At 47.9% G+C, this 20,345-nt stretch carries 21 protein-coding genes; 14 read left to right on the top strand and 7 right to left on the bottom strand.

What is annotated here, in order from left to right; all coding sequences use genetic code 11:
• Positions 1–53: 53 nt before the first annotated feature.
• The 3 genes from L21SP3_RS07350 to L21SP3_RS07360 form a co-directional block, all read right to left on the bottom strand.
• Positions 54–437, bottom strand: coding sequence for a type II secretion system protein (locus tag L21SP3_RS07350; protein WP_077540233.1), 384 nt, complete (start codon positions 435–437; stop codon positions 54–56).
• Between the two features lie 193 nt (positions 438–630).
• Positions 631–1,044, bottom strand: coding sequence for a nickel-responsive transcriptional regulator NikR (nikR, locus tag L21SP3_RS07355; protein ID WP_077540234.1), 414 nt, complete (start codon positions 1,042–1,044; stop codon positions 631–633).
• Positions 1,041–1,388 carry a cupin domain-containing protein gene (locus tag L21SP3_RS07360; RefSeq protein WP_077540235.1) on the bottom strand — a complete coding sequence of 116 codons (348 nt, stop codon included), beginning with the start codon at positions 1,386–1,388 and terminating at the stop codon, positions 1,041–1,043. Before L21SP3_RS07360 ends, nikR begins: the two co-directional genes overlap by 4 nt.
• Before the next feature lie 119 nt (positions 1,389–1,507).
• Here L21SP3_RS07360 and L21SP3_RS07365 point away from each other — a divergent pair, with 119 nt between their 5' ends.
• Genes L21SP3_RS07365 through L21SP3_RS07385 form a run of 5 tightly spaced genes read left to right on the top strand, consistent with a single transcriptional unit; the run spans position 1,508 to position 5,708 of the window.
• Positions 1,508–2,551 (top strand): hypothetical protein, encoded by a 1,044-nt coding sequence (locus L21SP3_RS07365; RefSeq protein ID WP_077540236.1) that lies wholly within the window; start codon positions 1,508–1,510, stop codon positions 2,549–2,551.
• A 17-nt stretch (positions 2,552–2,568) separates the two neighbouring features.
• Positions 2,569–3,246, top strand: coding sequence for a type II secretion system protein (locus L21SP3_RS07370; protein WP_077540237.1), 678 nt, complete (start codon positions 2,569–2,571; stop codon positions 3,244–3,246).
• The gene (locus L21SP3_RS07375; RefSeq protein WP_077540238.1) at positions 3,218–4,081 is read left to right on the top strand and encodes a metal ABC transporter substrate-binding protein; all 864 of its coding nucleotides are present in this window, start codon (positions 3,218–3,220) and stop codon (positions 4,079–4,081) included. Before L21SP3_RS07370 ends, L21SP3_RS07375 begins: the two co-directional genes overlap by 29 nt.
• Before the next feature lie 2 nt (positions 4,082–4,083).
• Positions 4,084–4,887, top strand: a complete 804-nt coding sequence (locus tag L21SP3_RS07380; RefSeq protein ID WP_161488141.1) for a metal ABC transporter ATP-binding protein — start codon at positions 4,084–4,086, stop codon at positions 4,885–4,887.
• A 2-nt stretch (positions 4,888–4,889) separates the two neighbouring features.
• Positions 4,890–5,708: a metal ABC transporter permease gene (locus L21SP3_RS07385; RefSeq protein WP_161488142.1), complete on the top strand. Its 819-nt coding sequence runs from the start codon at positions 4,890–4,892 to the stop codon at positions 5,706–5,708.
• Between the two features lie 1,372 nt (positions 5,709–7,080).
• On the opposite strand, the gene L21SP3_RS07390 is transcribed toward L21SP3_RS07385, so the two are convergent.
• The gene (locus L21SP3_RS07390; RefSeq protein WP_077540241.1) at positions 7,081–7,266 is read right to left on the bottom strand and encodes a hypothetical protein; all 186 of its coding nucleotides are present in this window, start codon (positions 7,264–7,266) and stop codon (positions 7,081–7,083) included.
• A gap of 500 nt (positions 7,267–7,766) precedes the next feature.
• On the opposite strand from L21SP3_RS07390, the gene purF reads away from it, so the two are divergent.
• From purF to L21SP3_RS07410, 4 genes are read left to right on the top strand one after another with little or no spacing between them, the layout of a single operon-like run.
• Positions 7,767–9,215, top strand: a complete 1,449-nt coding sequence (gene purF / locus L21SP3_RS07395; protein ID WP_077540242.1) for an amidophosphoribosyltransferase — start codon at positions 7,767–7,769, stop codon at positions 9,213–9,215.
• Entirely contained in the window at positions 9,212–10,276 is a 1,065-nt protein-coding gene (gene purM / locus L21SP3_RS07400; protein WP_077540243.1) for a phosphoribosylformylglycinamidine cyclo-ligase, read from the top strand. The genes purF and purM overlap by 4 nt, the downstream gene beginning before the upstream one ends.
• 59 nt (positions 10,277–10,335) lie before the next feature.
• Positions 10,336–11,202: a class I SAM-dependent methyltransferase gene (locus L21SP3_RS07405; protein WP_161488143.1), complete on the top strand. Its 867-nt coding sequence runs from the start codon at positions 10,336–10,338 to the stop codon at positions 11,200–11,202.
• On the top strand, positions 11,199–12,032 hold the full coding sequence (locus tag L21SP3_RS07410; protein WP_077540245.1) for a UbiA family prenyltransferase: 834 nt from the start codon (positions 11,199–11,201) through the stop codon (positions 12,030–12,032). The genes L21SP3_RS07405 and L21SP3_RS07410 overlap by 4 nt, the downstream gene beginning before the upstream one ends.
• A gap of 46 nt (positions 12,033–12,078) precedes the next feature.
• Here the strand turns inward: L21SP3_RS07410 and L21SP3_RS07415 are convergent, their stop codons facing one another.
• Together L21SP3_RS07415 and L21SP3_RS07420 are read right to left on the bottom strand one after the other, a co-directional pair.
• Complete coding sequence (locus L21SP3_RS07415) at positions 12,079–13,284, bottom strand: ABC transporter permease (RefSeq protein ID WP_077540246.1); 1,206 nt, start codon at positions 13,282–13,284, stop codon at positions 12,079–12,081.
• The gene (locus L21SP3_RS07420; RefSeq protein ID WP_077540247.1) at positions 13,284–14,273 is read right to left on the bottom strand and encodes an ABC transporter permease; all 990 of its coding nucleotides are present in this window, start codon (positions 14,271–14,273) and stop codon (positions 13,284–13,286) included. Before L21SP3_RS07420 ends, L21SP3_RS07415 begins: the two co-directional genes overlap by 1 nt.
• 502 nt (positions 14,274–14,775) lie before the next feature.
• On the opposite strand from L21SP3_RS07420, the gene L21SP3_RS07425 reads away from it, so the two are divergent.
• The 5 genes from L21SP3_RS07425 to L21SP3_RS07445 all read left to right on the top strand — a co-directional run bounded on the left by L21SP3_RS07425 (position 14,776) and on the right by L21SP3_RS07445 (position 19,670).
• Positions 14,776–15,735 (top strand): hypothetical protein, encoded by a 960-nt coding sequence (locus L21SP3_RS07425; protein ID WP_077540248.1) that lies wholly within the window; start codon positions 14,776–14,778, stop codon positions 15,733–15,735.
• Positions 15,736–15,914: 179 nt separating this feature from the next.
• A complete protein-coding gene (locus L21SP3_RS07430; RefSeq protein ID WP_077540249.1) occupies positions 15,915–17,162 on the top strand; it encodes a cation:proton antiporter domain-containing protein in 1,248 nt (415 codons plus the stop codon).
• 382 nt (positions 17,163–17,544) lie between these two features.
• On the top strand, positions 17,545–17,961 hold the full coding sequence (locus tag L21SP3_RS07435) for a hypothetical protein (protein WP_077540250.1): 417 nt from the start codon (positions 17,545–17,547) through the stop codon (positions 17,959–17,961).
• Between the two features lie 25 nt (positions 17,962–17,986).
• A complete protein-coding gene (locus tag L21SP3_RS07440) occupies positions 17,987–18,472 on the top strand; it encodes a hypothetical protein (RefSeq protein WP_077540251.1) in 486 nt (161 codons plus the stop codon).
• Between the two features lie 643 nt (positions 18,473–19,115).
• Positions 19,116–19,670: a sugar O-acetyltransferase gene (locus L21SP3_RS07445; RefSeq protein WP_227806749.1), complete on the top strand. Its 555-nt coding sequence runs from the start codon at positions 19,116–19,118 to the stop codon at positions 19,668–19,670.
• A 13-nt stretch (positions 19,671–19,683) separates the two neighbouring features.
• On the opposite strand, the gene L21SP3_RS07450 is transcribed toward L21SP3_RS07445, so the two are convergent.
• The gene (locus L21SP3_RS07450) at positions 19,684–20,340 is read right to left on the bottom strand and encodes a class I SAM-dependent methyltransferase (protein ID WP_077540252.1); all 657 of its coding nucleotides are present in this window, start codon (positions 20,338–20,340) and stop codon (positions 19,684–19,686) included.
• Positions 20,341–20,345 lie beyond the last annotated feature (5 nt).

Below are 20,345 nucleotides of genomic sequence, written 5' to 3' on the forward strand. Positions count from 1 at the left end.
CGAGGCGGCAAATCGCTATTGTAAACTTCTATATGTCTCGGCACCCAGTAATACTACCCTACAACAATAGCTTCGCCTTCGCCCCTTTCTCGATTCATAGATTTATAAACTCTGCGCTGTGTTGTAGAAGGGCAATACAACTCTTCATGCTCCAAACAATAATTGTCTTCCAGGTAATACACCATATCTTCTGACCAGTCATGCAGGATTGGGCCGTTAGGAGCTGAAAAACAAGGCAAATAAGAATCATTATTGTTTGCGTATGTAGAACATATTACAACAAAATTGTGAAGATAATTTTTACAGACAGTTCGTTTTGCCAATTCCCTTGCACGACCTAAAACTGGGATTAATACTGAAATTAATAGAGCCAATATTGCTATCACAACCAACAGCTCAATTAATGAAAAGCCTCTTATTTTATATCTGCTTTTCATAGAACAAGTTTTTCTCCGAATTCTCAAAACTATATTTATTAGCTAACAGCTTTAACTTTACTTTTTTACTGAAAATATTCAATGAATTTAGTATAATATAATGAAGCTCAATAATATAGCGTAGGTTTATCTCTACAAGAATTAAAAACTTAAATGGGTTAGGCTTTAGTCGAAATCTACCGTTAAATTGCTCTTAAACTGCGTCTTCCTCGGGCATCATAACAAATTTGCTCAGCTTCACCCCCTTCAGTGCAGCGAGCTGTTCAGACAGGAGCTTTATATTTTCTGCTTTTCCCTTGGTTATAATAACCTCCATACAGCTTAAATGGCTAAGGTGCACGTGGGTTGAAGCGATTACCTCCATTATATGCTGGTGCTGGAGGTCGGTGAGTTTCTGAGCGAGGCTTGATTTATGGTGGTCGTAGATGAGTGTTATACAGCCCACAGCATCTTCATCCCCGCGGGAGAGCTTTTCTTCAGCGAGCTTCTGCCTTATAAGATCCCGAACCGCTTCAGACCTGTTTTTTACGCCTGATTTCTTTATAAACTTGTCAAATCTTTCCAGCAGCGGGTCTTCTATAGACACGCCTATTCTCTCGATATTCACTGTTTATCCTCTAATTCTTCCTGAACTGGTGCAACGCAGAAAATATAAACCAGCGGCGTCTTACCTGTGTTTTTTATGTCGTGAAGCGTATGAGGCGGGATATAGCACACTTTCCCCTCACCCACTTCATAAGGTTTTCTATCTTCGCCGAGGAGGGCCTGCCCGCTGCCTGCAAGGAAAACCAGCGTTTCCTCGTGCGATTTAGTAGAGTGCTCTCCGCAGGTTTCTCCTTTTTCCAGCCGAACCCTGCCCGAGCGCATGCCGCAGGTTTGTGGAGCGCCTTCGAGAATCGGCTGATACTTTCCGTCTTTCTGGAGATCAGTTACTTTAGGTTCAGAGGCCATTATTTTTTCCTTTAGTTTTTTCTTGAATATGAAAATTTATAGTTTAGAGTATCTGTTGCTACGATTTTGATTTTTTTATGCGCTTTGTCAAAAGGAAATATTATTTTTGGGAGAATCTTATGGTTAAGTCATCGCTAATCTGCATTTCAGTTCTCACGTGTTCGGCTCTTTTCGCAGCAAGTACATCGCCCCAGCCTGTAAGCCACGAACAGCTTCAGGCAGTTCATCCAGACGGGACAAGCTTCTTTGATGATTCAGGCTCGCTGATGGTTTCGGTGGAGGGGATCCTATTGAACAGTCCTGAAGAATATCTGAACCCCGATCCTAATTCCACCGTGCAGGAGTGGTTTATGGGCGGCCAATGGCAGATATACATTCAGGGAGAAGGCTCCGACCATGCTGGAACGGCCTGCTGGATGGGACAGAACTACGGCAACGGCCCCGGCGATGAAAACTACACAAATCAGCAGTGGCTCGATGAGCTGTCTCGGCTGAACAGGGACCCGCAGACAGGCCATATCTTCCGCCCGGGAGACAGGGTTCGGGTAACAGGCACGTATCTTTTCTATGCTGGAAAACTTAACATCAATGAAAATCACGAGATAGGCGAGGCTTTCGATTTTACGGTAGAGCTTTTAGAGCCGGCTGTTGGACTGCCGCAGCCAGAGAAGATTCAGCTCAGCGACGTAAAGAATCCTGACAACACAGATCTTTTCGACGAAACACGCAATACAGGCGGGGAATATTATCAGTCCAGACTGGTAAAGCTCGAAGACGTACAGATCTCTGACCCTGAGAACTGGGCACCCGGCGCAGAGCTGACCGCCACCAACGGCAGCGGCCTTACAATCCCAATAAAGCTCGGCCTCGGGAAAGGCTTCGAGAACCACCCCTGCCCTGAAGGAGAGATTGATATCGTGGGCGTGTTCGACCAGGAAGCTCCGGGCTTCCCTCCAGACCCTACAAAGGGCTACAGGATTATCGTATTAGATTACCACGGCAGCAGCGAAGTTTTGGGCACTCTGGATACCGGCAGAGGCAATATGCCTTCGGATATCAACGGCGATTTCAAAGTGGACTTGGAAGATTTCGCAGAGCTGAGTTTGAACTGGCTCAAAACAGCTTCCGGATTGTATAAGGCTCTCAACAACGGGCTTATTTAGACAAGAAAGAGCAAGGGATGCCTAAATTAAGGCTCTCAAAGGGATTTACAATGATAGAGCTTCTGGTAGTGATATCGATTATCGCACTGCTGATATCGATATTGCTTCCAGCTCTCTCGCTTGTTCGCGAGAAGGCTTCTGTTGCGAGGGTGAATGCTGAGCTCAGGCAGATTGGAATCTGCATTGAGATGTACACAGAAGACAACGGGGGAAAACACCCTCCAACCAGAGAAGACTGCTCGCTCCGCTGGCACGACAATCAGCTCCCGCCAGAGCTGGTTGAAGGAGGGTATCTGCCTTCGCCCGAGGAAAAAAGCGGGATGTCTGCCAGCATTGAAGACCCCTACACCAAAGGGGATACGTACAAATACAAGGCTGTAGGAGAGCTCTATCAGAACGACAGGTATATGGGCGATTTGAAGAAATCATACCTTTATGTGCCTAAGGGATTCCCCGCAAAAAATCCGGGCAGCAGGCCGGAAAACGACATCAAATACACAAACCCCAACGCATCCCCTGTTACGTGGGTGCTTTACAGCCAAGGGCCGGAATTTGATGAATGGGAGATGATAAAAGAAAAAAACGGCCCCGTGCCAAGGCGCGTGTGGTACGACAGCAAAGAAAGAAAAGGTATGATAGTGCGAATGAAACTAAGAGGCAAACCCTATGACCATATCGGCACATTCAAGGATTAGAGTAACGGCTGTTTCAATCATTGCTGCGGCGTTTATTCCCGCCCTGCTCTCCGGCTGCGGAGACAAAGAAAAGGAAAAGAGCGATGCGAAGTTTGCCGCTGCTAATTCATACATCTTTTCGGCTCTCTCGCATATCACAGGGAATCCTGAAGCAACAGTTAATCTCGTTCCGCCCGGGATGTGCCCGGGGCATTTCGATATCTCACCTTCGCAGGTAAAGGAGCTTTTCAACTGCAGGCTGCTTTTCCTGTTCGATTTTCAGGGTAATATAGAAGATTCGGTGCAGAGGATTTCTCAAAGGGGGCTAAAGCTCAAAAAACTCAAAGCCCCGGGCGGGATGTGCCTGCCCAAAACATACGAAAACATAATATCCCAGCTTTGCAGACACCTCGCGGAAGACAGTCCCGAAACGGCAGATATGTATGAGCTGAGGGAAAAACAGATCACAGAGAAAATCAAACAGTTCTCAGAGAATACACTTAAAAACTTCAGAGAGGCCGGTCTTGCAGGCAGAAAGGTAATATGCTCAGAGCACCAGAAGGCCTTCTGCGAGTGGCTCGGGCTGGAGGTAATAGCTTCATTCTCAGGCCGCGATACAGTAACCCCCACTCAGATAAACGAATGCCTCAAAGCTGCAGAAGGAAAGCAGATTGATTTTGTGATTGCAAACAGGCAGGAAGGAACAAAGCTCGCAGAGGCGATAGCAAAGAGAATTCAGGCAAGGCCGAAAGTTTTCAGCAACTTCCCCGGTCCGGGAGAAGGTGAAAAATCCTGCCAGACTTACTTCGAGCTTGTCGAGCGAAATATCAGCTCTCTTATGAATGACGGACAATAGCTTTGGGTGCTGAGCTGAAAATATCAAATCTCTCAATCAGGGCTTCAGGCAGGGAGATACTCAAAGATATAAATCTCAGCATCTGCCCGGGTGAGTATGTGAATATTATTGGAGCAAACGGAGCCGGCAAAACTACCCTGCTCAAGGCTGCAGCGGGGCTCAAAAGGCCAGCCTCTGGTAAGATTTCATTCGACGGGCAGGATATATACGGTCTCGGATGGTGGAAGAAAACAAACCTCCAGAAGAGGATCGGCTATATACCGCAGTCTGCGGAGTACAATTCTGAGTTGCCCTTCACTGCCGGCGAAGTTGCCGCGATGGGCAGAGTTAGCGCGAGGCGGCTCTTTGAAAGGCTCAAAAGCGAGGATCAGGCCTGCGTGGATGAATGGCTCGGCAAACTGCATATCAAAGAGCTCAAAAACCAGCCGTTCAGCAGTCTTTCAGGCGGGGAGAAACAGAAGGTGCTGATAGCAAGGGCTCTCACTCAAAACCCCTCTCTTTTAATCCTCGACGAGCCTTCGGCTAATCTGGATTTCTACTGGAAAAAAGAAATATCAAGGCTCGTAAAAGATTTGCAGAAGGCACTTGGGATCACGGTGGTTATGGTATCTCACGAGATCTCAGCAATCCCTCAAGACAGCGATAAAACCATTCTGCTCAGAGAAGGAGCGCTTGCCGGACAGGGCTCTTCCGAGAAAGTTCTCGCCTCAGAAGAGTTCGAAAAGGCCTACGGACGCAGGCTGAGGCTTTCAGATTCGCAAGCGGATGGATTCTTCGAGTTTCCGGGCTTCAAGGCGGAGGACTAATCTTGGATTCATTCTTCTATTTGGTGATATTTGCAGGAGCGGTGGCAGGAGCGAGCACGGGCTTTCTGGGCGTTTACATCGTTGGTATGCGTATGCCTTTTATCGGAACGTGCATCTCGCACGCCGCCATGGCGGGAACAATCTTCGCCCTTATTTTTCAGATCAGCCCTGCACTGGGAGCGATGGCATTTTCCCTGCTCGCTTCCACATCCATGGCAGCGATACCGCCGGAGAAATCAAGGCTTGATACCAACGTAGGCCTTGCGATACTCTTCTCATTCCTGCTCGGGCTCACTTTCCTCGGCGTGGGGCTTATGGAAAACAGCCGCTCGGAGATGCTCGGGCTTCTCTGGGGAAGCCTTTTATTCGTACAGAAGGATTCTGTTGCAGCGATATGCGCAGCGGCAGTGCTGATTGTGATATTTGCGTTTCTTTTCGGCAAGGAAATGAAGGTTCTGCTCTTCAGCCGGTCAATCGCAGCGGCCACAGGCATACACGAACGCCTCGTTTACTGCATATTTCTCGCAATCTGCGGAGTTACAATTTCCGTGAATCTGCAGATTGTGGGCGGGCTTATGGTTTTCAGCCTCATCACCAACCCAGCAGCGGCGGCATATCAGGTCTGCAGCAGACACAAAACCGTAATCATTGCTGCAAGCTGCTTTGGTATGCTCTCAACGGTTCTGGGTTTTTTGGTGTCGTACTGGTTCGACCTGCCCTCAGGGGCATGTATAGTGCTTCTCAGCACGGCAGTATTTGCCGGAGCGGTAGGCTGGAGAAGGATAAGCGAATCGGGCAGATTCCAGAAAGCGGGACGATAAGATAATGTTTTTATGCTTTGTTTAAACCACGAGCAGCGCTGAGATATTTCAGCCACTGAGCGGCGGCAAGAAGCATTAAGGGATATTTTTAGACAGAATTTTTAAAGTTCAAGGCAATGATAAGGGGAAAGTTTTTCTCCTGCAGCTGCCGCTAACTCAGATGTTTAACATCCCCCGTACTACAGCGGAGTTCGCCGTGGCGGACCCGCTATGCATTCTTTTAGAAAAGATTATTCGCTTATGATTTTGCCACTTGCCGCTCGCCGCTAATCTTCACTAATTCCAATAAAATATCGTTTTTTCGTGGTATAATCCAAATAAAATCTGTGCCATCAGTGCCATCTGTGGATAATAAACTTCGCAACGGACTCACGATACGAACATTTATCTGCATTACTCCGATACCTCTCCGCCTGCGGCGGACAGGCTCAATGTTTAACATTCCTTTTAAATCGGTGGTTAAATTATTCTTAATTGAGGCTGTTTTGCTCATCACCGGCCAGAGAGCTGCCCCGCAATTTGATATTCTCCACTAATGCGGGAGCTGAAGTTTTTACACAGAGGTATCGGAGGAAGCGGAGGGGAGAATTTTTTGACGGGATTTACAGGATTGACAGGATTTTTCGGCGGGTAATTTTCTTAAACCACGAAGGGAGCGAAGGGGCGCGAAGGATTTTTTGTAAGTTGTTTTACAGAAATGCTTTACATTCATAAAAATATCTGCGCTGTTTAACATTCCCCGTACTACAGCGGAGTTCGCCGTGGCGGACCCGCTAGGCATTCTTTTAGAAAAGATTTTTCGCTTATGATTTTGCCACTCGCCACTCGCCACTTGCCACTAATCTTCACTAATTCCAATAAAATATCGTTTTTTCGTGGTATAATCCAAATAAAATCTGTGTCATCCGTGCCATCTGTGGATAAAAAATTAAATCAAACCATATCCCCTTCGTGTGTTTCGAGGGCTTCGCGGTTTATAAAAAAAGCAATGAGTTATTCACCGCTCAAAGGGGCATGCAAACCTTGGCGGGATTTCTTACAACTTAAAACAGATCACTTCCAAAGTAAATTTATCGATGTAAGACCCGTTAATGCGAAATAATGGCAAGCCTGCTGATATGCCTGAAGCGGTAATTGCTCTGGCAGGTATTGCAAACAGCGGAGCGGGCTGAATTATGCCCAATATAGGGGGGCGTTTGCGTAATTATCAGGCAGGGCGAACGAATATATATTATGAAATACCGACCAAAATCTGCAAATGAGTATGATTGGCTCATAAGCAAATTAGTCCTGAAATCTCAAGAAAAAGGGCTGCAAACTATAATGCAGCCCTTATATGATAAACAAAAGGAAAGTACTGCAACGACTTATCTTAGTGAGAATAATCGTGCTTCAGCACCATATCAATCTCATGGTCGTGGCAGAGGTGGAACATGTTGCCGTAGAACATCTTTTTAGTCCGAGGTCGATAGCCGACCATATCTACGCCGTCTCTAACTTCTGTACGCCATCCGGACTTCTCAAGAGTCTTGGTTACTTTCTGTTCCAGTGCATCCATAGTTCACCTCCGTGAATGAATAATGTTTTTTAATTAACACAAAAAAAACCGCTTCAAGAATAATACTCCTTATTCTCCGAAGCGGTTTGTATTTAACTTTTCTTTTTCGTTCATACGTGTCCCGTTTTACCAAAGAAAAAACCCGACTCGCCGGAACTTTCGTCCTGGCTCACCGGGTTTCTTCTACTGGTTTTTTTACTTTTCTCAACTTGGATAGCCTCTAAATAATGAATCTTCCAAATCTCATTGGATATTAATATAGCATATTAAAATCAGGGTTTCAAGCCAAAATTAAAAAATTTTTAACATTTTTTGAACCTTAGCTTAATTTTTTTGTTTTCGCCTGCTTGTACATTGCTGTTTGCCCCGCCAAATTTTTTCTTTCGAAAAGCCAAATTAACCTCTCACCCGCAGAGGGTTCAGATTGACTTAAAGCATATTTTTCGTAAACTGTTAGCTCAGGGTTACGGTTCAGTTCATTATACTTTTGAGACATATTTATGAGCTACAAGAGAGAAGAATGCGGTGTTTTCGGAATCTGGAACACTGGAAACCCCGCAGAAAAAATATATTTCGGCCTTCACAGCCTCCAGCACAGGGGGCAGGAATCCGCCGGAATGACTACAACAGACCGCAGTTCACTCAAACATTTCGCAGGCATGGGAACTGTATCTAAGGTTTTTCGCAAGTCGTCTATGAATATTATCCCCAAGCTCAGCGAAGAGACCTTCGGCGGGATAGGCCATGTTCGCTATTCCACAGCCGGAGCGAGCATGCGTGATAATGCCCAGCCAATGGTTGCGGCGTATTCACAAGGCGAGGTGGCCGTGGCTCACAACGGCAACATAACCAACGCCGACATCCTTCGCGAGGAATACGAATCCACAGGCAGCATATTCAAAACCACCTCGGACACTGAGATCCTCATTCATATGCTCGCCAAACCCGCCCATATTAACAAGACAGACACAATAGCCCACGTTATGAGACATCTCGACGGGGCTTTTTGCGTTTTATACCTCTTCCCCGACCGCATTGAAGCCGCCAGAGACCCTCGCGGGATAAGGCCTTTGAGCATAGGCAAATCTCAGGACGGGGCTTGGTGCGTGGCCAGCGAGAGCTGCGCGTTTGATGCGATAGGCGGAAAGCTTGTTCGGGATGTGGAGCCCGGGGAGATCGTTACGCTAAGTGATGACGGGCTTTCAAGCAGATTTTTCATAGAACCCGGCTCAGTAAAGCCATCTCACTGCATCTTCGAACACGTGTATTTCTCACGTCAGAACAGCAGGGTTTTCGGGGAGAATGTGCATATTGCAAGGAAAAATTTCGGAGCCCAGCTCGCAATAGAGCACCCCGCAGATGCGGATGTTGTGATTCCTATTCCAGATTCCGGGACAGCCTCAGCGATTGGATACGCCAATCAGAGCGGGATACCGTTTGATATGGGGTTTGTGAGAAGCCATTATATTGGGCGGTCTTTTATCGCACCAACCCAGGAGATGCGCGATCTGGCAGTGAGGCTGAAGCTTGCGGTTATTAAAGAGGCGGTAGAAGGCAAGCGGGTGATAGTGGTGGATGATTCAATCGTCCGAGGGACTACCACAAGGGGAAAGGTTAGAGACCTGCGCGCTGCGGGGGCGAAGGAAGTGCATATACGCGTTAGCTGTCCGCCGCTGAAATTCCCCTGCTTCTACGGAGTTGACTTTGCCTCAAAGGAGGAGCTCGTGGCAAACAGGATGGATATGGATGCGCTCTGCCGATACCTCGAAGCAGACAGCATCGGGTATCTTTCCGTTGATGGATTGCTCAGCTGCGTAAACCTGCCTCCTGAAAATTACTGCACAGCCTGCTGGACAGGCAATTACAAGGCTCCAACTCACCGCGCCAGAAGCAAAGATGCTATGGGCAGCAGCCATAAGATGCTTTTTCAGATTGAGGATGTCCGATGAGTGGCTATCTCACCTACGAATCTTCCGGCGTGAATATTGAAGCCAACGATGAGATGGTAGAGCGGATTAAGGGCTCTGTAGGCTCTACGTTCGGGCCGAGAGTGATGGATTTGCACGGAGGCTTTGCCGGGCTTTTCAGCCTTGAAGACAGCGAGAAATTTGCCAAAAACTACAAAAATCCCGTCCTCGTTTCATGTACCGACGGCGTTGGCACTAAGGTTCTGCTGGCAAAAGATATGGGCAGGTTCGATACTGTGGGGCAGGATCTTGTGGCGATGAGCGTTAATGATATGATTGTTCTGGGTGCTGAGCCGCTGTTCTTCCTCGATTACCTCGCAGCAGACAAGCTCAAACCTGAGAAGGTGGCTGTGCTGGTGGAGGGGATAGCCTCTGCCTGCCGGGAGGCGGGATGCTCGCTCATTGGCGGGGAAACAGCAGAAATGCCAGGGATATATGCCAAAGATGATTTCGATATGGCAGGGTTTGCAGTGGGGGTTGTGGAGAAAGACCGAATTGTGAAAGGCCAAAGCGCCGAGCCCGGCGATGTTATAATCGGCCTATCCTCTTCAGGCGTGCATTCCAACGGCTATTCTCTTGTGCGCAATATCTGCTTCAATAAGGCAAGGCTCACGCTGGATTCCCGGATTGATTCGCTTGGGGCAAAGAAGCTCGGCGATGTTCTTCTCGAGCCCACAAAGCTATATGTCAAGCCTGTTCTTGCAGTGCTGGAAGAGCTTGCTGCAGTCAGCGAGGTGAAGGCAATGGCGCACATCACCGGCGGCGGGCTTGCGGGCAATATACCCAGAGTTCTGCCGGAAAACTCAAAGGCGGTAATCGAGAGAAACAGCTGGGATAAGCCCGATATCTTCCCGTTCCTTCAGAAAACCGGGCCTGTGGAGGAAAGCGAGATGTACCGTGTGTTCAATATGGGTATCGGCTTTGTTATGGTTTTAAGCCCGCAGAAAGCTGACAGGGCTGTTGAAATTCTTAGCGAGAACGGCGAAAAGGCTTGGAAAATCGGCAATATCCGCGAGGGCAGCAGAGAAGTTGTAATAAAATAATCACTTACTGCTGCATAAGCTGTCGGGTTATGCATATTTGGCCGTCCGAAACAATTTTTATGAGTGATAAAAAACAAAGACATTACTTTGATATGCTGGGGCGGATATTGAAGCTCTATTTCGCCCGTCCCGCAGACTGTCAAACCCTTGTAACCCAAAGCTACGACCGCATCAGCTCATCTTACGACCAAAGCTGGACAAACCACATGCGCGGGCTCACCGAATCGCTGATAAACCGCCTTGCGCCGCCCACCGGAAGCAAATGTATAGACCTAACCTGCGGGACAGGCTATGCCTCAGAGCTGCTTGCAAGATGCAGCAGCGGGGAGGTAACAGGGGTGGATGCCTCCAGCGGTATGCTCGAGAAGGCAGAAGAAAACTGCGGGGATTTGTGCAGGTTCGTTAATTCAGACGTGCTCGACTTCCTCAAACAGCAGGAGAAGGGAAGCTGCGATATTATCACCTGCTGCTGGGGACTTGGATACTCCAAGCCGATCGCCGTGATTAGGGAGATTGCCAGAGTTCTCAAGCCGGGCGGGAAGGCCGCAGTAATCGATAATTCCATCTTCTCCCTGCGGGAGATTATGTCCTGCTCGTTTCTCACCTTCGCTGAGAGCCCCGAGAAGCTCGAAAACCTAATGCGGTTTAAGTTTCTAACCGGCCCGGGAATGCTTGGGCTTTTCTATAGAATTTCCGGCCTTACAAAAATCTACAGCAGTCAGGGCAGCAAAACATACTATGCCCGTTCGGGGAAAGAGGCCATCGACAGGCTCACCGTCACGGGCGCAGCAGCAGGCTTCGAATACGCGTGCAGACCGGAAGACAAAGATCAAATCTACAGCAGATTCGCAGAGCTTATCGAAGAGAAATACAAAGACGAAATTCCGATTGTCCACCGATACCTTTCGGGGATCGCAGTAAAATGACTTCCCGTATTCTCAGGCTTATCCGGCTGTATTATTCGCTTCCGCTTGCTGGCGGATTTATCGTTATAATGCTCTATCTAAGGGGCGGGTCGCTCGAAGGTGTACTGGAGAAAACGCTGCTCGCCTTCGCCTCGCTTTTCTGCATAATCTCTGCGGCATACTGCCTCAACGACATTTGTGACAGAAGGATTGATGCTGTAAACAAGCCCTCCCGAGTTCTCCCAAGCGGGAGTTTGAATGTAAAGACGGCTATAATCTTCTGCGCAGGCTTATTTGCAGCAGGTCTTGCGTTTGCGTTTTTCTGCGGAGCGGCTTTCTCAATCGCCGCCGCGGGGCTGTCGGGTCTGCTGATACTCTACGACACAAAATCCAAATCAGCAGGCGTGTTTAAGGTTCTGCTTGCTGCCGGGCTCACCACATCGCTCTATCCGCTTGCATTTACCCTCGCTGAACCCGTGCATACTCCCCGCCTTGCCGTTTTATACATCCACCCAGTCTGGCTTTTCTTCAGCTCGCTGGGCTATGAGCTGCTCAAGGATGCCCGAGATGTAAAAGGAGACAGCACCTTCAGCAGCGCAGATTTACAGTACAGGGAGAAAAAATATACACGTGCAGCGAGATTTATTATCCCCGCAGCATCATTGATAACGCTTATCCCGTATTTTGCAGGTATGTGCAGAGAGGTTTACCTCGCCTCTGCCGCGGGGGCAATTCTCCTTGCAATCGCCTCTACAGGGCGCAAACCCTCCGCAGCAATAAGGCTTGTGTACTGCGAGGTTTTCCTCATCACCGCCGGCTCGCTGGCAGATATCATCATCTTCGGCCCATGATTCAATCAAAATGAATTGCTGAAAAGCTAACGTTAATCAGATTTGGTTATGCGGCTTTCCTGAGTTTCGGGTCTATCGCATCACGCAGACCCTCGCCTACGAGGTTGTATGCCATAACGGTGAATATTATGGCCAGTCCGGGGAAGAGAGTCATCCACCATATAAACTCGCCGGAAGAATTAACGCCGAGGCTGAGCATCTGACCCCAGCTCGGCTTTGGCGGGACGATCCCGAAGCCAAGGAAGCTTAGAGCAGCCTCAATGAAAATTGCTCCAGCTATCCCGAAAGTTGCGTTCACAAGAACCGGAGCTACACCGTTGGGCAGGATATGCTTGAAGATAATACTGCTTGTAGGAAGGCCCAGAGCCCTTGCCGCATCCACGAAGTCCTGCTTCCTGAGCTTGAGGAATTCTGCCCGGATAAATCTGGCGTTGCCTGTCCAGCTTGTGATACCGATAATTATCATTATATTGAACAGGCTCTTACCGAAGAAGGCTATAATCGTGAGAATCAGAAAGAAGGCGGGGATCGCCATCATAATCTCTATAAACCTCATCCCTATAAAATCCACAATACCGCCGAAAAAGCCGATAACAGAACCTATAAGAACGCCTATGGTTGTGGATATCCCCACAGCCACAAACCCCACAGACAGCGAGATCCTCGAGCCGTGGATAAGCCTTGCAAGCACATCCGAGCCCACATCGTCCGTGCCGAGAAGGTGCCTCTTCGAAGGCGGCTGATACTTATCTTCCAGCCTTGTCTCAGCATAGCTGTATGGGACTGGCGGGAATACTGCCCAGTTCTCTTCAGATTCCTTGACAATCTGCTTGTAATTTACGGTGCTGTTGTACGCTGGAATAACAGCTTTGAAAAATATTACGCCAGCCAGTATTATACCGGCAGTGATTATAAGCTGCCTTAAGAATATCTCGCCGCGTACAGAAGGCGTGTATTTTTTTGTATTGGATTTGATCTTGAAAATAAGCCCTATGCAGCAGGCTGCCGCAAATAATACGCTGTAGTCCGAGCTGTCTAAGGCAGCGAAAAGCGGAAAGCTCATCTCCCCGTCTATAATTGCAATGTAAGGCTTGCTGTTGGCTATAAAAGGAGCAAAAACCGCTATCACAAACAGCAGAATAATAAAGCCGAGGCAAACTATATTAAGCCTGTTTTTCCGGAACTGCTCCCAAGTGAGCTGTCCGAATGTTTTTCCCCAGTTCCTTTTTTGATTGATACTTTCGTTTGCCATCAGTCGTAAGATATCCTCGGGTCAGCTATTGCATAACATATATCGGCCAGAAGAAGCCCCGCGAGATTAAGCACTCCCGAAATCGTGGCCACTGCCATCACCACATTATAGTCCCTTGTGGTTATCGCTTCGAACGCCAGAAGCCCCATCCCCGGTATTGAAAAGAGCTTTTCTATAATTACAGACCCCGCTATCATAGCGGGCAGAAGAGTTGCCAGAACCGTTATTACCGGTATTATGCTGTTCCTGAACGCATGGCGGAAGATTACTGTTTTCTCAGCAAGCCCCTTTGCCCTTGCAGTTCGAACGTAGTCCATCCTGAGATTATCGAGCATACTCGCCCGGACGATTTTGGTAAGGTAGGTAAAGCCGTTGAAGGTGATGCAAAGCACCGGCAGAACCAGATGCCAGATGCGGTCTTTGAGCCATACGAGGAAGGACATCTTATCGGAGTTGTTGCTGCTTATTCCCGAGGAGGGGAACCAGTTGAAGAAGTCGGGATTGGAGAAATAGCCTATCAGCATCTGCCCAACCCACATTATCGGAAGAGACCACAGAATAAACAGCACGACAGATATTGCCCTGTCGGTGAATCTGTTGTGGCGAAGTGCTGAGAGCGTTCCAAGAGGCAGGGCTACCAGATAGATTATCGTAAAGGCGGTTAGGTTGAGCGTGAGTGTGATGGGCAATCGCTCCGCTATGAGGTCTATAACAGGGCGGTGGTGCTTGAAAGACTGCCCGAAATTGAGCTGAACGATATTCTTGAGCCAGATGAAGTATTGAACTGGTTCGGGCTTATCGAGGCCGTAAAGCTCGAGCTGAGCCTCCCTTGCCTCCTGATTTTGCCCGCTTTGAATACCCTGATCCAGACCCATCTGCATAGCAATCGGATCACCCGGGGCAAGCCGGCTTATCGCAAATACCAGAATAGTAATTCCGATGAGTGTCGGAATCATAAGCAGGATTCTTCTAATAACGTAGGTGGTCATAAAGTCCAGAATTTAAAAAGAATTACTTCAGCTCGCTCAATACTGAATACCTTGCCACAGTCGATCGACGCGGCGGTTATTATATGTTTCATCCCTTTTTAAGCCAACAATTTTTTACCTTCAGCGATTGCGAAAAAGCCTGCGTACAAAAGCGGCGTCCGTTTCGGACTGCACGTGCCTCTCGGATTAAATGTCCGCTGCATTTTTATAAAAAAACAAAGGTTTTAGATAGGTTTTGCAGGACTTTGGAGCATAAGATTGGTTTAAAACGCTAAGAATCGGAGGAAACGATGGTTTTTGTAAATTATTTAATGACACAGATTTAAGCACACTTAAAATTTGCGGAATCAGTGCAGTTTGTGGGTAAAACTTCGATGCGGCTTAAATCTGCCCAGTCAGCGGATATCAAGCATCGTTCTGAAAAAAATGTAAAAAACTGAATGCAGCGGATATTTGAATACAACTCGCAGAAGCCTAATGTTTAATTTGAAGAGGGTTATTTATGAGTTTGAAAAGATGTTTACCGTTTGTCCTGCTCACGACTCTGGCTTTTGCCTCTCAGCCCCCGGAGGAGCTTATCTCTTCCTATTCAGGCGGGGCCGCTTGGAATGAAGACAGCTCAGAGCTCAAATTTATTACCTCCGGAACGATAAACCTCAATCGCGAGAACCTCCGCAGCCATTTCTGGGATGTCCCGAAAGAGGTTTCAAGGATTGTTATCGGGAAAAACTGCATTGTAACCGGCGCATTCCACACCTGCAGCGACTGCACTATAGAAGGCGAAGACAGAAACACATCCATCGTTTACGGCACCGACCAGCAGAAATGGGCAGACAGCAGAGGCCTGAAGGCATACGAGTATTCACAGTTTCAGAATCGAGGAGGGGTTCTGCGCGTCCGCAATCTCACGGCAGTAAATCCGTTCGCATTTTTCATCAGGGGCTGGAAGAATCAGTGCCACGCTGAGAAATGCAGCTTCATAGACAACCGCGGCGGCTGGGGAAACCACTCAGACGGCTTCTCCGGCGGGCACGGCTCGACAATCAAAGACTGCTATTTTGAAACCGGCGATGATGCCATCAAATGCTATTTCGATATTGAGGTTTCAGGCGTAACGATAAAGATGATTCAAAACTGCGTCCCGTTTCAGTTCGGCTGGAATACATATCAGGATTCTGTGAGCAGGATCAAAGACGTAACGATTATTGGCAGCCGGGGCAGAGGCAGGGCGAAACCTGTTTTTCAGTGGAAAAGCGGGGAAGACCATAAGAAGGTATTCATAGACGGGCTGCAAGTGTTTAATCCAAAGGCAAGCGTTTTCGAGCTACAGAGCAAAGGCAGGCTCGATATCGATATAAAAAACGCATTCATTAACGTCCGCAGATACGGCACGAAAAACTTTACAGGCACCCGCAAAATATGCGGAACGCAAAAACAGATGAACCTGCATGTATGCCCGTGAACACCCCGAGAAAATATCAATTTTGACAAGCTGTAAATCCTTTTCAGCAGATATTTATGAATAAGAAAAAATCAGCGGACTTTTTGAAAGCAAAGACGCTTTAAAATCGGCGTTGATAATTTTCCTGTTTGGTTTATATTTTCTCGCTGTTTTTTATCTCTTGAAAGGGATCAAGGCTTATGGCTTTAGGTATTGCAGAGCTGATACTCCTCGGGCTGCTCGTTGACTGGCTGATGCGTTTTGCGCGTATCCCGGGTCTTGTGGGTCTGCTGCTTCTTGGTGTGGTGATGGGTCCGCATTTTCTCGATGCTGTAAACCCCGCTGCTGCCGCCGTTTCAGCGGATTGGCGGATGATTGCGCTTGTGGTTATTCTGCTTCGTGCAGGGCTTGAGATGAGCCGGCAGGCCCTTGCGCAGGTTGGGCTTCGCGCAGGACTGATGGCATTTATCCCGTGCCTGTTTGAGGTGTCCGCAGTAACTCTGGCTGCCCCGCACCTTTTGGGGCTTACTTTACTGGAATCTGCAATGCTCGGCTCTGTGCTTGCTGCTGTTTCTCCAGCGGTTGTAGTACCGCTGATGATAAGCTTCATCGAAGAACGCAAGGGAGAAGACAAAGGCGCTCCAACGCTTATTCTTGCCGGAGCATCATGCGATGATGCTGTTGCGATTGTTCTTGCCGGAGCGTTTATAAGTATGTATGCCGGAAGCGATGTGAGCATTGCATCAGAGCTTGCAGGCGTGCCGGTGTCGATTGTATCAGGGATAGCAGCGGGGCTGGGGATAGGTTTTTTTCTATGCCGTTTTTTTGAAAAATTCAATCCCAGAGCCACAAAACGCGTGCTTATCCTGCTGGGGCTTTCGATAATTATCCTGAATCTCGAAAAATGGATTGAAGAAATCTTCCCGTTTGCCTCTCTGCTTGCGATAATGGCCGCCGGCTTTATCATCCTCGAGAAAAGAGAGCATATCGCCCACGAGCTCTCCAGCAAACTCGGGAAGGTGTGGGTATTTGCTCAGCTTCTTCTTTTCATCTTTGTGGGCACAGAGGTTAATGTGCCTGTTGCCCTGAAGACCGGATTATCGGGGGTCGCGGTGATATTTATCGGGCTTCTCGGAAGGAGCATTGCCGTACAGCTGTGTATGATTAAGAGCAGATTCAACGCCCGCGAGAGGCTCTTTATAACGCTCGCATATCTTCCCAAGGCTACAGTTCAGGCCGCAATAGGCGCTGCCCCGCTCGCTGCTATGAAGGCAGGCGGGATGAATACCGCCCCGGGCGAGATTATCCTCGCTGCCGCTGCGATGAGCATCGTGATAACAGCTCCTCTTGGGAGCATCGCCATAAGCTGGGGCGGGAGACACTTAATTTCTCAGTCCCCAGCGCAAACACAATCACCTGCAAGAGATGCCGCTGTTGAAAGCCGGTAAACCTTCAATCCAGCAGTATTATGCACTGGCGAAACACAATATAGAATCTTCCATAATTGAGAGAGCAGATTAAAGGGGCTGCATTCTAAAACCAGATCGGTGAACCAAAACAGAGAACAACTCAGCTTTATTGAAAACAAAAAAAAGCTTCAAAATATTTTAAAACTTCTTGAATCGGCGTTTAAAATGGTCTATGGTACACTCTTGAGTTTGACAATGCAGACTGTAAGTTTTTTCTGCTTGATTTTCAGCCGCCTGTATTATCTTAATCTTTTGCTGAGAACCCCTTAAATCAGAAAAGTTTAGAGTTTCATTGATTGCTTTGGGCTTCTTTGAAACTTAAAGAGTTATTCAATTAGTTTTTATTGGAAAGGCGTTGAAAATGAAAAATTTCAAATTAGTGCTGATTCTGCTCTTTTGTTCTGCAGGTTTTCTTCGGGCGGATTATGAGTCTAATCTCATAGTTGATGTTCCAAACGGCCAAATACACTGGAGCAGCGGCGATTACGATGTGGTCGCATTTGATGTTGATAGTTTCATAGTCGCAGAGTATGTGGTGATGAAATGCCTCGACGACAACACCAACGACAGCGGCACTGAAACCTATGAGGTGGCGATAACTTCAGACTCCGGCGGGTCAAACATGCTCACTTCGGCTCAGATAACAGAAAATTTCGGCAATACGGGGGACTGCGATTCCTACACGTTCGATTTTCCTGATATCGATCTGGACTTTGGCACATATTATCTGCGAACAAAAACTGTATCCGGAGCACCCGTGCGTTCGTGGGGGGGTTGACCGGCTCTATTACACCGGTAAAACCGTGAGAAACGATTCGGTTTTAGTGGACGTGCCTAACGGAACAGTTTACTGGAACAACGGCTATTCTGAGTTTATGCCATTTACCCTAGACCAGCAGTCTATCGCAACGCATTACTATATGCCCTGCCTGGACGACAATACCAACGACAGCGGCACTGAAACTTTTAAGGTGTCTATAACCTCAGATTCAAAGGGCAATGACGTTATTACATACGCGGAGGTTACTGCCAACTTCGGGAACACCGGCGACTGCAGCGGGTACGATTTTGATTTTCCGGATGCTCTGCTTGAAGCCGACACAACCTACTATTTGCGAACAACGGCGGTAAGCGGTGCTCCAGTGAGGAGCTGGGGCAAAGACTACCTCTCGTTTATGTATCAGCCCGAACACACGCTCAGCTGTGATTTCAATAACGACGGAATAGTAAACACCGAAGATCTGATGATGTTTTCACAGCAGTGGCTCGCTGAAGAGGCTTGGTATTAGGGTTTGATTTTGACGCTGAGCTCTGGTAGGCCGCGAAGATTTTATTTACAGATTCTCGCTGATTTTACAGATTTGTGTTAAATCTAAACCATTTTAATGAAATGGTCTATAAAGTACTTCGTGGCCTTCGGGGCTTTGAGTTTTAGAACCAGTGATCCAGCTGGATAGTAAATTATCCTGTCTATTAGGTGAAATAGTATTGCTCCATACTTCGAAAGCATGCGACAATATTTTCCGGAAAAGCTTTTTAAAGCCGAATCTATCCGCTTGTTTCGTCCGCCGCAGGCGGAGAAATAAGCGGACAGCAGGCGCCCATCACAGAATGGCAGCAGCAATTACGAGCTTAGAAGGCGCTGCCCAGCCCAGTCCGCTATAATATGTAGATTTTTTTCGCTTTGGAGAGATGAGCGATCGCGCAGGTTCGCCACTACTCGCCAACAAAACCCGCAGACAAAAAATCTTTAGCGAGTTTCAGGGTAATATAGACAGTAATAAATTCTGCAAAGCATTGCAGAATGATGATTTGCATTTTGCCAAAAAAAAATTTTCGTACACCTTCGAAAGCCGGCCCAAACACAGTAATTGCAATTATGCAGGAAAAAGATTAAAATCAGCATCAAAAGGTTTGTTTTTGCGGGGAATTATGACTGAATACGAAAAAATGATGGCCGGTGAGCTGTATTATGCAGGGGACCCGGAGCTGAGAAAAATTCGCAGTTATGCGCGAAGTCTGCTTGATGAGATGAATAAATCAGTGAGCGAGATTAAGCCCGGCCAGCGTTACGAGCTTGCTGAGAAGCTTTTCGGGCGTATGGGGGAGAATTTGTTCCTCCAGCCCCCCTTCTACTGCGATTACGGGGAGAATATCGAGCTCGGGGACAATGTGTTTTTCAATTACGGCTGCGTTTTTTTGGATGTTGCGAAGATTCGAGTTGGCTCGAACGTGCTTTTCGCTCCGAATGTTCAGGTGTACACTGCCTCCCATCCCCTCGATTTTTCTCTGAGGAGGGATGAACAGGAATTCGGCAAGCCAATCACTATTGGCGATGATGCCTGGATCGGCGGCGGGGCGATTATCTGCCCGGGGGTAAAAGTAGGCAAGTGCAGTGTAGTTGGTGCGGGGGCTGTGGTTACTAAAGACGTAGCGCCCTCGACGGTTGCAGCCGGCAATCCTGCGCGGGTAATAAAACGTATTTGAAAAGCAGTCTGTATTAACCTCCACGGTCTGTTTTGGTAAAGAGCATTGCTGAGAAGCCTGCGTCTTTGTAAAGGCCGCTTCTTATTTCGATTTCGCCCTGAGGGAGCTCTTCGGGATTCCAGAAAAGCGTGGAAGCGGATTTTTCCAGCTCAAAGCCCTCCTGTTTTGTTATTTCGATGGTATCTGAAAGCGGCAGGAAGCGGGCATATTTATAGATTGGGTGGCCTTCGCTTTTCTTTATCTGATATGCCCTTCCCCAGGGATTGTCTGAGCAGATTATTCCGATTAGAAGCTTACCGCCCGGGACGAGCAGTCTCCAGCATTCAGAGAGGGCATCTTTTGGGGAATCTATGAAGCAAAGCGTGAAAGCGAGCATAACCCCGCTGAACTGCCCGCTGGGCAAGGGGGCGTTTTCCGCGAAGCCCTGATAAGCTTTAATCCCTCTCGAAGAGGCGAGCTCAAGCATTTTCTTGGACGGGTCGAGCCCTTCATTTATCCCCATTCGAGCGGCAAACCGCCCTGTACCTGTTCCAACTTCAAGCCACCTGCCCTCAGGGCTGCCTGCAAGTTTTTGCAGGCATTTCAGCTCGGCCTTGAAAATGCGTTTGCCTTTGGGGCTTTCATACCATTGATCGTATCTCTTGAATAGACTGTCGAAGGGCTGTTCCAATTTTT

This window comes from Sedimentisphaera cyanobacteriorum, from assembly GCF_001997385.1.
Classification (GTDB): Bacteria; Planctomycetota; Phycisphaerae; order Sedimentisphaerales; family Sedimentisphaeraceae; genus Sedimentisphaera; species Sedimentisphaera cyanobacteriorum.

Coding starts and splice junctions, on each gene's coding strand:
- L21SP3_RS07350 (WP_077540233.1), bottom strand. CDS start 437: ATGAAAAGCAGATATAAAATAAGAGGCTTTTCATTAATTGAGCTGTTG.
- L21SP3_RS07360 (WP_077540235.1), bottom strand. CDS start 1,388: ATGGCCTCTGAACCTAAAGTAACTGATCTCCAGAAAGACGGAAAGTAT.
- L21SP3_RS07365 (WP_077540236.1), top strand. CDS start 1,508: ATGGTTAAGTCATCGCTAATCTGCATTTCAGTTCTCACGTGTTCGGCT.
- L21SP3_RS07370 (WP_077540237.1), top strand. CDS start 2,569: ATGCCTAAATTAAGGCTCTCAAAGGGATTTACAATGATAGAGCTTCTG.
- L21SP3_RS07375 (WP_077540238.1), top strand. CDS start 3,218: ATGACCATATCGGCACATTCAAGGATTAGAGTAACGGCTGTTTCAATC.
- L21SP3_RS07390 (WP_077540241.1), bottom strand. CDS start 7,266: ATGGATGCACTGGAACAGAAAGTAACCAAGACTCTTGAGAAGTCCGGA.
- purF (WP_077540242.1), top strand. CDS start 7,767: ATGAGCTACAAGAGAGAAGAATGCGGTGTTTTCGGAATCTGGAACACT.
- purM (WP_077540243.1), top strand. CDS start 9,212: ATGAGTGGCTATCTCACCTACGAATCTTCCGGCGTGAATATTGAAGCC.
- L21SP3_RS07405 (WP_161488143.1), top strand. CDS start 10,336: ATGAGTGATAAAAAACAAAGACATTACTTTGATATGCTGGGGCGGATA.
- L21SP3_RS07410 (WP_077540245.1), top strand. CDS start 11,199: ATGACTTCCCGTATTCTCAGGCTTATCCGGCTGTATTATTCGCTTCCG.
- L21SP3_RS07415 (WP_077540246.1), bottom strand. CDS start 13,284: ATGGCAAACGAAAGTATCAATCAAAAAAGGAACTGGGGAAAAACATTC.
- L21SP3_RS07420 (WP_077540247.1), bottom strand. CDS start 14,273: ATGACCACCTACGTTATTAGAAGAATCCTGCTTATGATTCCGACACTC.
- L21SP3_RS07425 (WP_077540248.1), top strand. CDS start 14,776: ATGAGTTTGAAAAGATGTTTACCGTTTGTCCTGCTCACGACTCTGGCT.
- L21SP3_RS07430 (WP_077540249.1), top strand. CDS start 15,915: ATGGCTTTAGGTATTGCAGAGCTGATACTCCTCGGGCTGCTCGTTGAC.
- L21SP3_RS07435 (WP_077540250.1), top strand. CDS start 17,545: ATGAAAAATTTCAAATTAGTGCTGATTCTGCTCTTTTGTTCTGCAGGT.
- L21SP3_RS07445 (WP_227806749.1), top strand. CDS start 19,116: ATGACTGAATACGAAAAAATGATGGCCGGTGAGCTGTATTATGCAGGG.